Origin of the sequence: Micromonospora sp. NPDC049559 (assembly GCF_040676675.1) — a bacterium.
GTDB lineage: Bacteria > Actinomycetota > Actinomycetes > Mycobacteriales > Micromonosporaceae > JBFAPK01.
The window spans coordinates 15,306-29,212 of sequence record NZ_JBFAPK010000007.1 but is presented as its reverse complement, the minus strand read 5'-3'; the positions used below and the strand labels follow the sequence as shown (position 1 = coordinate 29,212).

The 13,907-nt window shown below is 75.0% G+C and carries 13 protein-coding genes; 6 read left to right on the top strand and 7 right to left on the bottom strand.

What is annotated here, in order from left to right; genetic code table 11:
• Window positions 1–30 precede the first annotated feature (30 nt).
• Complete coding sequence (locus AB0J86_RS11125) at window positions 31–849, top strand: phosphatase PAP2 family protein (protein WP_363855854.1); 819 nt, start codon at window positions 31–33, stop codon at window positions 847–849.
• 49 nt (window positions 850–898) lie between these two features.
• Here AB0J86_RS11125 and nagA read toward each other — a convergent pair whose 3' ends face one another.
• The 3 genes from nagA to AB0J86_RS11110 all read right to left on the bottom strand — a co-directional run bounded on the left by nagA (window position 899) and on the right by AB0J86_RS11110 (window position 3,987).
• On the bottom strand, window positions 899–2,020 hold the full coding sequence (gene nagA, locus AB0J86_RS11120; protein WP_363855852.1) for an N-acetylglucosamine-6-phosphate deacetylase: 1,122 nt from the start codon (window positions 2,018–2,020) through the stop codon (window positions 899–901).
• Window positions 2,021–2,113: 93 nt separating this feature from the next.
• The gene (locus AB0J86_RS11115; RefSeq protein ID WP_363855851.1) at window positions 2,114–3,061 is read right to left on the bottom strand and encodes an ROK family protein; all 948 of its coding nucleotides are present in this window, start codon (window positions 3,059–3,061) and stop codon (window positions 2,114–2,116) included.
• Window positions 3,058–3,987 carry a sugar isomerase gene (locus AB0J86_RS11110; RefSeq protein WP_363855849.1) on the bottom strand — a complete coding sequence of 310 codons (930 nt, stop codon included), beginning with the start codon at window positions 3,985–3,987 and terminating at the stop codon, window positions 3,058–3,060. The genes AB0J86_RS11115 and AB0J86_RS11110 overlap by 4 nt, the downstream gene beginning before the upstream one ends.
• Window positions 3,988–4,267: 280 nt before the next feature.
• On the opposite strand from AB0J86_RS11110, the gene AB0J86_RS11105 reads away from it, so the two are divergent.
• The 4 genes from AB0J86_RS11105 to AB0J86_RS11090 all read left to right on the top strand — a co-directional run bounded on the left by AB0J86_RS11105 (window position 4,268) and on the right by AB0J86_RS11090 (window position 8,101).
• A complete protein-coding gene (locus AB0J86_RS11105; RefSeq protein ID WP_363855847.1) occupies window positions 4,268–5,053 on the top strand; it encodes a DeoR/GlpR family DNA-binding transcription regulator in 786 nt (261 codons plus the stop codon).
• Between the two features lie 121 nt (window positions 5,054–5,174).
• Window positions 5,175–6,185 (top strand): ATP-binding cassette domain-containing protein, encoded by a 1,011-nt coding sequence (locus AB0J86_RS11100; RefSeq protein WP_363855845.1) that lies wholly within the window; start codon window positions 5,175–5,177, stop codon window positions 6,183–6,185.
• A complete protein-coding gene (locus tag AB0J86_RS11095; RefSeq protein WP_363855843.1) occupies window positions 6,182–7,195 on the top strand; it encodes an ABC transporter permease subunit in 1,014 nt (337 codons plus the stop codon). Before AB0J86_RS11100 ends, AB0J86_RS11095 begins: the two co-directional genes overlap by 4 nt.
• 498 nt (window positions 7,196–7,693) lie before the next feature.
• Complete coding sequence (locus AB0J86_RS11090) at window positions 7,694–8,101, top strand: DUF3263 domain-containing protein (protein WP_363856154.1); 408 nt, start codon at window positions 7,694–7,696, stop codon at window positions 8,099–8,101.
• A 59-nt stretch (window positions 8,102–8,160) separates the two neighbouring features.
• Here AB0J86_RS11090 and AB0J86_RS11085 read toward each other — a convergent pair whose 3' ends face one another.
• Entirely contained in the window at window positions 8,161–8,373 is a 213-nt protein-coding gene (locus AB0J86_RS11085; protein ID WP_363856152.1) for a hypothetical protein, read from the bottom strand.
• Window positions 8,374–8,648: 275 nt separating this feature from the next.
• On the opposite strand from AB0J86_RS11085, the gene AB0J86_RS11080 reads away from it, so the two are divergent.
• Window positions 8,649–9,539, top strand: coding sequence for a hypothetical protein (locus tag AB0J86_RS11080; protein ID WP_363855842.1), 891 nt, complete (start codon window positions 8,649–8,651; stop codon window positions 9,537–9,539).
• 69 nt (window positions 9,540–9,608) lie between these two features.
• Here the strand turns inward: AB0J86_RS11080 and AB0J86_RS11075 are convergent, their stop codons facing one another.
• From AB0J86_RS11075 to AB0J86_RS11065, 3 genes are all read right to left on the bottom strand, one after another.
• Window positions 9,609–9,743: a hypothetical protein gene (locus tag AB0J86_RS11075; protein ID WP_363855841.1), complete on the bottom strand. Its 135-nt coding sequence runs from the start codon at window positions 9,741–9,743 to the stop codon at window positions 9,609–9,611.
• A 139-nt stretch (window positions 9,744–9,882) separates the two neighbouring features.
• Entirely contained in the window at window positions 9,883–10,641 is a 759-nt protein-coding gene (locus tag AB0J86_RS11070) for a YafY family protein (protein ID WP_363855839.1), read from the bottom strand.
• Window positions 10,642–10,650: 9 nt separating this feature from the next.
• Window positions 10,651–13,857 carry a BTAD domain-containing putative transcriptional regulator gene (locus AB0J86_RS11065; RefSeq protein ID WP_363855837.1) on the bottom strand — a complete coding sequence of 1,069 codons (3,207 nt, stop codon included), beginning with the start codon at window positions 13,855–13,857 and terminating at the stop codon, window positions 10,651–10,653.
• Window positions 13,858–13,907 lie beyond the last annotated feature (50 nt).

Sequence of the window (13,907 nt, the reverse complement as noted above, 5' to 3'; positions counted from 1 at the left end):
TCATCGGCTCGGAGCCGGTAGCGTGGTCGCGTGCGAGAGACGACCCAGACGGTACGGCGACGGCTGCGGCCGCGGCCGGTCCGGCCGGCGGGCTGGTGGTTCGACCTGCTGCTGCTCGCCGCCCTGGCCGGGATCACCCTGGCCCTGGCCAAGGGCCAGCTGCTCGGCCTCGACCTGGCGGTACGCGAGTGGTCCGAGACACACCGCCCCGAGTACGCCGACTGGCTCGCCCGCACCCTGAACCTGCTCGGCCAGGGCGGTTGGTTGCTCACCCCCCTGTCGGTGCTGCTCGCGGTCGCGGTCGCGGTACGGGTCCGGTCGGTCCGGCCGCTGCTGGTGGTGGTGGCCGCCGAGGTGCTGACCTACCTCACGATCGGGCCGTTCAAGCTCTGGACCGACCGCGACGCGCCCAGCTCGGCGCTGCCGCCCGAGCAGGCCGTGAAGATCTTCAACGACCAGCCGCTCGAATACGACATGTCCTACCCGTCCGGCCACCTGGCCAACGGCATCGTCTGGTACGGCGTGATCGCGCTGCTCCTGGTCGCCCTCCTGCGTACGCTGGGCCGCCCCGCGCCGTCGCCCGCGCTGGCGCGGGCGATCCGGATCGTGCCGCCGGCCATCCTCTTCTGCACCACGATCTACACGAACTTCCACTGGCTGACGGACTCGATCGCCGGGGTGCTGCTCGGGCTCTTCCTGGACCGGCTGCTCGCCCGGGTCCCCTGGGACGAGATCCCGCTGCCGGCCCTGCCGAACGGGCTCGACCGCCCCGGGGCGCTCGCCCCGCCGCCACCAAGCTCGGCGATCAAGGAGTTGTGGCCGTCGCAAAAGCCGCGTACGGGCGCATAAGCGCGACCACAAGTCCAAGATCGACGTGTAGGGCGGCGTGGCGGCGGCGTCACTCAACCCAGTTGCCGGCCCGCATCACCCGGACCACCCGCAGCTCATCGTCCAGCTCCACCAGGTCCGCCCGCCAGCCGGCGGTCAGCGAACCGACCCGGTCGCCGAAACCGATCGCGCGCGCGGGCGTGGTGGCGAGCATCCGGCAGGCGTCCGGCAGGGAGATACCCGCCCCGACCGCCCGCCGCAGCGCCGCGTCCATGGTCAGCGTGCTGCCGGCGATGGCGCCGGGCGAGCCGTCCTCGGTCGTCAGCCGGGCCGCGCCGCCGCTCACCGTGACCGCCTGCCCGCCCAGCTCGTAGCCGCCGTCCGGCATCCCGGCCGCGGCCATCGCGTCGGTGATCAACGCGATCCGGTCGGGCCCGGCGGCGGAGGTGGCGAACGCCAGGGTCCCGTCGTGCAGGTGGATGCCGTCGGCGACCAGCTCGCAGATCACATTCGCGGCGCCGAGCAGCGCGAAGACCGGCCCGGGCTCGCGGTGGTGCGGCGTACGCATGCCGTTGAAGACGTGCGTGCCGACGCTCGCGCCCGCGGCGATGGCGGCCTGGGTCTGGTCGTACGTGGCGTCGGTGTGCCCGACCGCCGCGACGATCCCCTGCGACGTCAGGTATTTGATCGCGGCGAGCGCGCCGTCACGCTCGGGGGCGATGGTGACCATCCGGATCGCGCCGGCGCCCTGCTCGACCAGCCCGGAGAGCTCGTCCAGGGAGGGATCCCGCAGGTACGCCGGGTTCTGTGCGCCGCAGCGCAGGGTCGACAGGTACGGCCCCTCGAAGTGCAACCCGGCGATCAGGCCCCGCTCGACCAGCGGGGCGTACGCGGCCGTCGCGTCGCGCATCAGCTCGTACGGCGAGCTGACCAGGCTCGCCAGCAGCGTGGTGGTGCCGTGGGCGAGGTGGAACTCGGCGGCGCCCCGGGCCGAGTCGGCGTCCCCCGTGGTGAAGGTGTGGCCGCCGCCGCCGTGGGTGTGGATGTCGACGAAGCCCGGCACGATCCAGTTGCCGTCCCGGATGGACGGGTACTCGGCGACGGCGGTGATCCGCTCGCCGTCGATCTCGACGCAGCCCTGCCGGATGACCCCGGTCGGGGTCACCACCCTGCCGGTTACCCGCAACGTCACGAAAAATCCTCCGTATCGGTGTGTGCCGGACCGGGACGCGCCCGGCGCGGTAGGTGCCGTGTCTCGACGGGCGAGACGGTGCGCCGACCCTAGCTAGGGGACCCGTCCCAGCCGGTCAAGGGCGAGTAGCGCGGCACCGAGGCAACCGGCCTCGTCGCCGAGCGCCGCGCGGACCAGGCGCGGCTCGCGCCGGAAGGTGAGCCGGGAGCGCAGCGCCGGCCGCAGCGGGTCGAGCAGGGCGGCGTCCGCCTCGGCCAGCCCGCCGCCGAGCACGATCAGCTCGACGTCGTAGAGCGACTGCGCGGTGAGCAGCCCGTCGGCGAGCGCGTCGACCGTCTCCCGCCACACCTGCCCGGCGAGGGCGTCACCGGTCCGCGCCAGCGCCGCGACCTCGGCGGCCGTCGCCGGTACGCCGGCCAACTCGCTGTAGCGCCGCCCGACCGCGGCGGCCGACGCGACCGTCTCCAGGCAGCCGGCGCTGCCGCAGCCGCAGGGGGCGCCGCCGGGGCGTACCACCACGTGACCGAGTTCGCCGGCGGCGCCGTGCGCGCCCGTGGCGGCCACCCCGTCGACCACGTGCGCGGCGGCGATGCCGGTACCGATGGCGACGAAGAGGACGTGCCGGCTCTCGCGGCCGGCGCCGAGCCGCGCCTCGGCGACGCCGCCGGCGCGTACGTCGTGGCCGAGCGCCGCGGGCAGGCCGAGCCGCGCGGTGACCAGGTCCCGCAGCGGTACGTCGCGGAAGCCGACGTTGGCCGACCAGGCGGCGATCCCGGCGGCCTCGTCGATGACGCCAGGTACGGCCACGCCCACCGCGACCGGGGTGAGCCCGTCGGCGCGCGCCTTGCCCGCGAGCCCCTCGGCGACGGTCAGGATGGTCTCGACGACAGCCCGGGGGCCGCGCGCCGCGCCGGTCGGGTGCCGCTCCACGTGCCGTGCCGTGCCGTCCGGGGCGACCAGGGCGCACTTGATCCCGGTACCGCCGACGTCGAGCGCGACCACGACCTCGCCGGCGGCGACGGGGTCTCCGGTGGGGGTCACGTGAGCACCACGGAGCGGGTGAGGTGCCGGGGCGCGTCGGGGTCCTGGCCGCGCGTGGTGGCGAGGGCGACGGCGAAGCGCTGGGCCAGGATCAGGTCGGCCATCGGGTCGAGCGGCGTACGCCCGCGCGCCCAGCGGTCGAGCGGGGTGTGGCAGCCGTGGCTGCGGCTGTGCGCGAAGGCGGCGCCGGTGGCGGCGACCTCCTCGGCCAGCCCGGCGGGCACCTCCCCGAACGCCCAGACCAGCCGGCCGGGCCCGGCGATCGCGATCGGGCCGTGCCGGTAGTCCATCGCCGGGTACGCCTCGGACCAGAAGGCGGCGGCCTCGCGGCACTTCAGCGCCGCCTCGTGGGCCAGCCCGACGGTCCAGCCCCGCCCGAGGAAGGTGACCTGCTCGACGCGGGCCGGTTCGATCGGCAGCGGGGCGCGCACCGCCACCTCGGCGTCGGCGGCGAGGGCCGGGACGTCCTCGCCGAGGTGGCCCCGGAGCAGCGCGAGCGCGCTGGTGGCGAAGCGGGTCTGCACCACGGACCGCTCGTCGGCGAAGGGGAGGGCGACCACCTCGTCGGCCGCCTCGACGGCCGGCGTCTCCGGATCACCCACCACGATGGTGCTGGGGATCCGTCCGCGTACGGCGCGCAGCACGTCGAGCACCTCGCTGGTGGTACCGGAGCGGGTGACCGCGAGCAGCCGGTCGTACCGCCGGCCGGTCGGGAACTCCGAGGCCTGGAAGGCGTCGGTCTCGCCCTGGCCGGCGTGTTCCCGCAGGCCGGCGTAGGCCATGGCGACGAACCAGGAGGTGCCGCACCCGATCACGGCGACCCGCTCGCCCTCGCGCGGCAGCGCGGCGGCGTGCCCGGCGACGAGTTCGGCGGCCCGGCGCCAGCAGTCGGGCTGGCTGGCGATCTCCGTGTCGACGTACGCCATCGGAACTCCTCGGAAGGTGGGACAACCGGCGCGGCGCGGCTCCACTGCGGAGTACGGCCGTACCGCGCGGCGTGGCTCTGCTGCACGTTACGGCTATGTTGCGCGACACCGGTTGGTGCGCGATACGGCTCGGATCGGCGGTCTTTTGCGCGTCATTCTGCGCGAAACTGTCGACGCGTCGCAATACTTGGCCAAAGTGCGCAGCTCAACGGTTTGCGCGGGGATAGTTTCGCGCATTACTGTGCAGGCAATCAATCACGGTACGCGCAGGAGGGCAGCGGTGGACCGGTACGCCCGATGGAACGCCCTGCTCGAACTGCTCACCGAGAGCGGCCGGGTGAGCGTGGAGGACGCCGCCGCTCGGCTCGACGTCTCGCAGGCCACGATCCGGCGCGACTTCGACCAGCTCGCCCAGCAGCAGATGATCACGCGTACCCGGGGTGGGGCGGTCGCCAACGGAGTCTCGTACGACCTGCCGCTGCGGTACAAGACCGCCAAGCACTCGGCCGAGAAGCAGCGCATCGGCTCGGCCGCCGCCGCGCTGGTCGCGCCCGGCATGGTGGTCGGCCTCAACGGCGGTACCACCACCACCGAGGTGGCCCGCGCGCTCGCCGTCCGGCCGGACCTCAACACCAACGCCGACGGCGCCCAGCTCACCGTGGTGACCAACGCCCTGAACATCGCCAACGAGCTGCTGGTCCGCTCCCGGATGAAGGTCGTGGTCGCCGGCGGCGTGGTCCGGCCGCAGTCGTTCGAGCTGGTCGGGCCGCTCGGCGGGGCGCTGCTGCGCGAGGTCACCCTCGACGTGGCGCTGCTCGGGGTGGACGCGATCGACCCGCAGCTCGGCGCCGCCGCCCACCACGAGGGTGAGGCCGCCATGAACAACCTCATGGTGGCCCGGGCCAAGCGGGTCGTCATCATCGCCGACTCGTCCAAGCTGGGCGGTCACGCGTTCGCCCGGATCTGCCCGGTGGAGCGGGTGGAGACCCTGGTCACCGACTCGGGTGCCGACGCCGCCACCGTCGAGGCGTTCCGCGCGGCCGGCGTCAACGTCGTCTGCGCCTGACCCGTCGACCCTCCGCTCCTCGGTCGGGACCGTCGCCGTCGCCGTGCCGGGCCGTCGCCCGGGCTGCATACCGAGTATGGTGACCGCAGTCACAGCGGCGGCACGCGCGGGGGAGACGAACTTGGCGGCGATCCTGGAGATCGAGGGCTTACGCAAGACGTACCGCAGCCGGCGTCGAGGTGTACGGCAGGCCCTGGACGGCTTCGACATGCTCGTCGAGGCGGGGCAGGTGCACGGCTTCCTCGGCCCGAACGGCTCCGGCAAGACGACCACCCTGCGTACCCTGCTCGGGCTGATCCGCCCGAACGGCGGCCGGATGGCGCTGCTCGGCCGGGAGGTGCCCGCCGCACTGCCCGAAGTGGCCGGCCAGGTCGGCGCCATCGTGGAGAGTCCCCAGTTCTTCCCGCACTTCTCGGCCCGCGACACGCTCTCCCTGCTGGCCGGGGCGGGCGACGTACCGCAGGGGCGCGTCACCGAGGTGCTGGAGCTGGTCGGCCTGCGCGAGCGGGCCGGCGAACGGGTGAAGACCTACTCGCTCGGCATGAAGCAGCGGCTCGCCGTGGCGTCCGCCGTACTGAAGCGGCCGAAGCTGCTCATCCTCGACGAGCCCGCGAACGGCCTCGACCCGGGCGGCATCCGGGAGATGCGTACGCTCATGCGCGACCTCGCCGCGTCGGGCATGACGGTGGTGCTCTCCAGCCACATCCTGGGCGAGGTCCAGCTCATCTGCGACTCGGTCACCATCATCTCGCTGGGCCGCCGGGTCGCCGCCGGTCCGGTGGACGAGGTGCTCGCCCAGCACTCCGCCGGCGGCGTGCGGGTACGCCTGGAGGCGGTCACGGACCTGCCGCTCGCCGCCGACCTGCTCACCCGCGCCGGACTCCGGGTCACCGCCCTCCCGGACCACCTGCTGGTACGCGACGCCGCCAAGCCGGCGCTGATCACCCGTACGCTCGCCGGCCACGACCTCTTCGTCACCGAGCTGTCGCCGGTCACCGCGGACCTGGAGAGCGTCTTCCTGGAGCTGACCGCCACCGCCCCCGTCCCGGGACAGCACCGGCAGGTCGACCAGTCCGTCGTGGTGGGGGAACCGGGCGCGGCCCCGGAGACCCGGGGAGGTTGGGGATCGTGAGCCTGGTCAAGACCGAGCTGCGCCGGCTCTTCAAGCGCCGGCTGGTACGCCTCCTGCTGGTCCTGCTGGTGCTGGGGCTCGCCGCCATCGCCGTCACCTTCAGCGTCGCCAGCCACCGCATCGGCCCGGCCCAGCTGGCCGCCGCCGAGGCCCGCGCCGACACGGAGTTCCAGCAGCAGCTCCGCTACCACCAGCAGTGGGTGAGCGAGTGCGAGGCGGCCAAGGCCCGCGGCGAGGACATCACCAACCGGTACCCGCCGGACTGCGACCGCGAGAACGGCCCGACGCGGGAGAACTTCCGCGCCGAGTGGTACCTGCCGTACCAGTTCGACTTCCGCGGCCAGTTCGACGTCTTCATCGCGATCTTCTCGGGCCTGTTGGCGCTCGTCGCGTTCATCGTCGGCGCCTCCTTCGTCGGGGCCGAGTGGCACACCGGCGGCATGATGAACCTCCTGCTCTGGCGCCCGCGCCGGCTGTCGGTGCTCCTCACCAAGCTGGGCGTCCTCCTCGGTACGCTGCTCGGGCTCGGCCTGGTGCTGGGCGCACTCTGGACCCTCGCGTTCTGGCTCATCGGCCGGTACGACGGCGTCACGGGCCGGTTGACCCCGGGTGTCTGGACGTCGTTCGCGCTCAGCGGCGCCCGGGGACTGGGCCTGGTGCTCGCGGTCGGTGCCGTGGCCTTCGGGCTCGCCTCGCTCGGCCGCCACACCGCGATGGCGCTCGGTGCCGCGATCGGCGTCGGCGCCCTCAGCGAGGTGGGGCTGCGGATCGCCGTGGAGGTCGCCGGGGTCCGGTTCGGGGAACGGTACCTGCTCTCGACCTATGCGCTGGCCTGGTTCCAGAAGCGGCTGTCGCTGCCCGACTGGCGGTCCTGCAACTTCTCGGTGGGCGAGTGCCGCCCCGACGAGCTGATCGTCACCTGGCAGCAGTCCGGGCTGCTCTTCGGGGCCGGTACCGTGCTGGTGCTCGTGGCCGCCATGTGGGCGATGCGCCGGCGGGACATCACCTGACCCGGCTCGGCGGCGGGCTCTTCGGAGAGGCGGGGGCCGCTTGGCTGGTGGGCTCTTCGGTGGGGCGGGGGCCGCCGTACCCGGCGAATCCCGTCACGCGTGATGTCTCCGCCGGGCACGGCGGCCCCGCCTCCGGCGCGGCGTCCGCGGGTCGGTCCCGCTCCGCGCCCGCCGGGCGGATGCGGTCTTGACCTGGCCCGGATAGGCTGGTGAACCCGCTGCCAGCGCACGACCGATGCCCGGAGGAGCGCCATGAAGCCACCCGCCGACGCTCCGGGCGGCGGCTCCGTCGACATCGACAGCAGCGGATCCGCCGTCTCGCGCGCGGGTGCTCGTCCGGAGCGACGCCCGCCGGGGCAGCGCGTACATCCCGACGCCGGCGCGGAGCCCGACTCGGACGTCGACTCGGACGCCGCCGTCGGGCGCGACGCGGAGGGTGGGTCGGCCGCGGCGGCCGACCCGGCGTGGGGCCCGCCGTCCGCGGCGGAGACATCAAGCCTGACGGGATCCGCCGGGGACGGCGGGCCCCACCCCCACCCGGCGCCCTCCGCGCTGATACCCGCGCCTCGGACCGAGGCGCTGCCCGCCGACACCGAGGCTGCCGAGACCGCGCTCGACGAGGAAGACCCCGATGAGGACGCGGTCGACGAGGCGAAGGGGGAGGCCCCGCGCGGGGCGGCGCTGACCGAGCGGGAGCGGGAGATACTGGCCTTCGAGCGGCGCTGGTGGAAGCACGCGGGCGCCAAGGAGCAGGCGATCCGGGACACCTTCGACCTCTCCGCCACGCGCTACTACCAGCTGCTCAACGCGCTGCTGGACAACCCGGCCGCGCTGGCCGCCGAGCCGATGCTGGTGTCCCGGTTGCGCCGGCTCCGCTCGTCGCGGGCGCGCAGCCGCCGCCGCTGAGCCCTACGCTCACGCGCGACGCCCGTCGAGCCTGTCCGCGGCCGCCGACTGGCCGGCGGCTACTTTTCGTACGTGCGCAGCCCGTTGCCGAGCGCGATGAAGGTGGGCGCCCACTCGCCGATGAAGATGCCCCACCGGTCCGCCCGGTCGATCCCCGCGTTCTCCATCTGCTTGGAGAGCATCCAGCTCAGAAAGGCGAGGCCGATGCTGGCGAAGCCGGCCATATACATGTACTCGGCCTTCACGCCCGAGTCGTGCAGTTTCTTCAGCATCATGGTCTGCCCCCTCTGTCCCGACCTGCCCTGACGTTACCGCTGGTAGCGACCGTTGTGCTCGGGGTTGCCGCGATCGGGCCGGATCACACCCGGGCCGGTGACGGCCGGGCCGGTACCGCCCGACGCGGCCGGCCGGCGGGGTCCGACCCGCCCCCGGTCGCATTCGGGGGGCGACCCGCCGGGTCCGACCGGGAAGATGCGAAGTTGGCTCACGTCGGTGGTGGTGGCGTTGTAGAAAGGATCCGCAGCCAGCCGCCGACCGGAAGGCAGTCATGACGCAGTCGACTTTCCGGGGGCCCGGTGCGGGCGCCGGGCCGCTGATGCGGGTCTGGGCGGCCTCCGAACCGGCACCGGACCGGCTGGAGAACGAGGACCATCTCCTCCAGTACGGGCAGCTCGTCGGGGTGCTCGACGGCGCGACCGTACCGGAGGGTTTCGAGACCGGTTGCGTCCACGGGCCGGCCTGGTACGTCCGTCAACTCGCCGCCCGGATCGGGGTGGCCGCCGCGCGGCGCCCGTACGCGGCGCTGGCCGGAAACCTCGCGGCGGCGATCCTCGCGGTACGCGCCGACCACGAGGGCCGGTGCGACCTGGACCACCCCGGCACCCCCTCGTCGACGGTCTGCCTGCTGCGGCACGACGGCGACCACGTCGACTACCTGGTGCTCTGCGACAGTCCGCTGGTGGTGGACCGGGGCGACCGGGTCGAGGTGATCGCCGACGACCGGCTGGAGACGGCGATGGCCGAGCTGCGCCAGAGCGCCCTCGCCGTCGCCGGTACGGGGGCCGGCGCCGATCCGACCATCCGGTTCCGCCGGGCGGTGACGCTGCAACGGCAGCAGATGAACCAGACCCACGGCTACTGGGTGGCGGCGGCCAACCCGGACGCCGCCTTCCACGCGCTCACCGGCAGCCTGCCACTGGGCGGCGCGGACGGGGTGCGCCGGGCGGCGCTGCTCACCGACGGTGCCTCGTGCGCGGTGGATCAGTTCGGGCTCTTCGACTGGCGCGGGCTGCTGGACCTGCTCGGCCGCGACGGGCCGGCGGAGTTGATCCGCCGGGTACGGGTGGCCGAGGCGGGCGACGGGGGACCGGGCCGCCGGCGGCACAAGCGGTACGACGACGCGACCGCCCTGTTCTGCGACTTCGAGGAAGCCCCCTGACCGGTGGGAGTGACCCGGGGCCGGCGGCGTCGCCCACACGCGCCGGCCGGCCCCGGGAGTCGGCGAGGATCAGGCGGGCCGCCGCCGCGCGAACGACCGCGTGCGCGGGCGGCGGGCGTTCCGCCGCAGCACCGCCCACCGGCCGAGAACCGCCCGCAGGGTGTCGACCGGACGGGAGGCGACGTGGTCGGGGTTGACCGTCATGTCACAGGTCCCTTCGTCGGATGCGGAGCCGCCGGGCCGGACCGCGCTGCCGTACCGGCGGCGTGCCATGCCTGCTGACCATGCTTCCGGGTAATCAGGACAGCCCGACGTCCGCGTTGTCGGACCGGATTGGTCCGCGTTACCGCACCGGACCGGCGGGCCGTGGCGCGGGCGCGTCGAGGCCGGGGTCGAGCTCGCCGAGCGGGTCGAGCCCGAGCGCGCGGCCGGCGCGGCCGGGCCCGATCGGCCGCGGCGGCGCGATCTCGGCCGTGGCGGTCGCGCTCGTGATCCGGTCGAGCCGGAACTCGCGTACCCCCGCGCGCAGCCGGCACCAGCCGATCAAGTACCACCGCTGGCCGAGGCCGATCAGCCCCAACGGCTCGACCACCCGCCGCGAGGCGATGCCGTGCTGGTCGACGTAGTCGATGACCAGTACGGTGCGGCGCAGCAGCGCCTGCTCGGCGGCGGCCAGCACCGGTCGTCGCGGCGGCGGCGGATCGTCGGGTTCGGTGGCGCGCAGATGCACCCGGGACGCGATCTCCCGGGCCCGCTCCACGTCGCGCTTCGGCATCACCGCGACGAGCTTGCGCAGGGTCGAGCGGGCCGCCTCCAGGAACGGGGTGCCGGCCAGCGAGTGCAGCGCCACGGCGGTGCCGATCGCCTCGCGCGGGGTGAAGTTGACCGGCGGCAGCGTGTGCGTCTTGTCCAGCGCGTAGCCGCCGTAGCGGCCCGGCTCGGCGTAGATCGGTACCCCGGTCTGTTGCAGGGCGTCGACGTCCCGCCGGATCGTGCGCTCGCCGACGGTGAAGCGCTCGGCGAGCCACCGGGCGCTCCGGGCGCGGGGCGAGACCGCGCGCAGCTCCTCGACCAGGGCGTAGAGGCGATCTGTCCGGTTCACGACAGGACATTAGCCCTGGGGTACGACGTTTCGGCCGGTCCACGTGGCGGCGCCGGCCAGCACCCGCGGGCCGGCGCGACCGGGTCCGGCGTCCCGGGCGCCCGCCGGCTCGGTCAGCCGGAGCACGATGGCGGTGAGGATCGGGGTACGGCGGTCGTGCGGATCGGCCAGCAGCGCGGCCCGCCGGCGTGCCGCCGTGGCCTCGGCCGGCTCGCCCAGCGCCTCGTGGGCGCGGGCCAGCACGCCCCACGTCTCCGCCTGCGCCGGCCGGTACCCCGTCTCCTCGAAAATGCGCAGGCACCGGCGCAGGACCGGTACGGCCGCCGCCGCGTCGCCGTCGCCCACCCGGGCGGCGGCGAGGTCGCGTTCCAGGCGCGCCGCCCGGAACCGGTCCCCGAGCTGCACCGCGAGCCCGTGCCCCTCGGCGAGCAGCCGGACCGCCTCCGCGCGGCGACCCAGCCCGGTGGCGGCCAGGGCCAGGTGGTGCAGCGCGGCGACCAGCACGTACCGCTCCCCGGCGGCCCGGAGCAGCTCCGTCGCGCCGCGCGCGGCCGAGTACGCCCCGGCGAGGCGGTCGCGCAACAGCCGGGTCAGCGCCAGCGCGGTCAGGCAGCGGGCCACCACGATCGGCGCGGCGTCGATCCGGCAGGCCCGTACCGTGGCCGACTCGTCGATCTCCAGCGCCGCCGCGAACCGGCCCAGCCGGCGCAGCGCGGCCGAGAGCGCCGGCGCGGTCAGGATGGCGGCGAGCTGGTCGCCCTCGGCCTCGAAGAGTTCGAGGGCGCGCTCGGCGAGCCGGACCGACTCCTCGGCCCCCTGCCGGTACGTGCCGCGCACCACCGCCTGGTCGGCGAGGACGCAGGCGAGCCCGTGCCGGTCGCCGAGCCGTTCGAAGGTGGCGCGGCTGGCCGCGAAGGCCGCGTCGGCGGCGAGCGGGTCGCCGCCCACCAGGTGCAGCACGCCGGCGATGTGCTCCATCCGGGCGCCCGCCGGCGCGTCGCCGGTCGCCTCCGCCGCGCGCCGGGCCAGCCGCTGCACCGTACGCAGGTCGGCCCAGTAGCCGTTGACCCAGAGGTACGGGGCGATCCGCTCGGCGAGCAGCAGCGCCTCCCGGTCCGCCCCGGCCGCCTGCCCGGCGGCGGCGACCGCGACCAGGTACGACCGCTCCTCGCCCAGCCAGTCGGCGGCGGCGGTACGGGCCCGCTCGACCACCGCCGCCGGCAGCGGTACGGCCGGCACCGTCCCGGTCCGGCGGGCCCACGGCAGCGTACGCGGCAGCCGGCTCGCGGCGGTCCCGGCCAGGAAGACGGTCGCGACCATCAGCCGGCGGACCGCCTCCGCCGGCGCCTCCGCACTGCCCGGTGCCGATATCGGCGTCACCGCGCCGTCCGGTGCCGATGCCGGCGTCACCGCGCCGGCCGGTGCCGGGCCGGACGGCACCGCCTCGCCGCCCAGCTCGGCGCTGTAGACGCGGAGCAGGTCGTGCAGCCGGTACCGGATCTCGCCGCGGTCCGGGTGCACCGGTTCGAGCAGGCTGGCCTCGACCAGCTCGCCGAGCACGTCCTCGGCGTCCGGGCGGCCGAGCAGGGCGGCCACCGGCCAGCCCGCGAAGTCGACCGGCCCGATCAGGTGCAGCAGGGCGAAGGCGGCCCGCGCCGGCTCCGACAGCGCCTGCACGCTCAGCGCCAGGCTGGCCCGTACCTGCTGGTCGCTCGCGGCCAGCTCGGTGAGCCGCCGGCGCTGGTCGTCCAGCCGGTCGGCCAGGGTCGAGACGCTGGAGACCCGGGTGGCCAGCCGGGTACCGGCGATGCGCAGCGCCAGCGGCAGATTCCCGCACGCCGCCGCGATCCGCCCGGCCGCGCCCGGCTCGTCCGCGACCCGGTCCGGGCCGGCCACCTGCATCAGCAGCTGCCGCGCCTCGGTGTCGCTCAACGGCCCGAGCTGCAGGTGCGCGGCGTCGGTGAGGCCGGAGAGCCGGCTGCGTCCGGTCACCAGCACGGCGCTGCCGGGCGTACCGGGCAGCAGGTCGCGCACCTGGGCCGGGTCGGCGGCGTCGTCGAGCACCACCAGCACCCGCCGGTCGGCCAGCGCCGCCCGGTAGGCGTTCGTCAGCGCGGGCAGCTCCTGCGGTACGGCCGAGGCGGGCACGCCGAGGGAGCGGAGCAGGTCGGCGAGGACGCCGGCGGTGTCGCGGGGCGCCGCGGAGCCGGCGAGGTGGGCGAAGAGCTGACCGTCCGGGAAGGACTCGCGCAGCCGGTGTGCCACCCGGGTGACCAGCGCGCTCTTGCCCACTCCTGGCGGACCGGAGACGATCAGCAGCGGTACCGCCGTCTCCCGGGGCGCGACCAGCGCGCAGGCGCGCTCGATGCTCTCCTCCCGGCCGACGAAGCCGGCCAGCGCCGGGGGAAGCTGGCAGACCGGGAAGACCGGCCCCGAACCGGGCGCCGGCTCCGGCGGCCGTACCGGCACCGGCGGGGTGATCTCCTCGCCGCGCAGGATCGCCTGGTGCAGCCGGCGCAGGGGCGGCCCCGGCTCCACGCCCAGCTCCGCCACCAGGATGTCGCGGGCCCGCTGGTACGCCGCGAGCGCGTCCGCCCGCCGGCCCGTCAGGCAGAGCGCCACCATCAGCTGCCCGTGCAGCCGCTCCCGCAGCGGATGCTCGGCCACCAGCCCGTGCAGCCGGGTCAGCACCTCGCTGGGCAGGTCCGCACCGCCCAGGGCGAGTTCGGCGTCCACGCACTCCTCGATCGCGGCGAGCCGCTCCACCTCCAGCTGCGCGACCTGCGCGGCCAGCGGTTCGGCGGCGAGGCCGGCCAGCGGCTCGCCCCGCCACCGCGCCAGCCCGCGCCGGAAGCCGCGCACCGCCTCGTCCGCGTCGCCCCGGGCCAGCGCCGCCCGGGCCGCGGCGATCTCCCGGCGGAAGACCGCCACGTCGACGTCGTCGTCCGGTACCCGCAGCCGGTAGACGCCGTTGACCTGCTCGATTTCCGACTGAAGCCGGGCGCGCAGCCGGGACAGGTAGGTATGCAGGTTGGAGATGTGGGAGGCCGGCGCCCGCTCCGGCCAGAGCGCGGCCACCAGCTGGTCGACGGTCACCGGCTCGTTGAGCCGCAGCAGCAGGATCGCCAGCAGGGTGCGCTCGTGCCGGCTGCGGATGGGTACCTCGGTTCCGGCCCGGGTCAGCACCCGGAGCGGGCCGAGCACCTCGAACCTCACGCGTCCTCCCCAGGGATGCCGACAAGTGAACGTACTACGCGTCAAGCCGG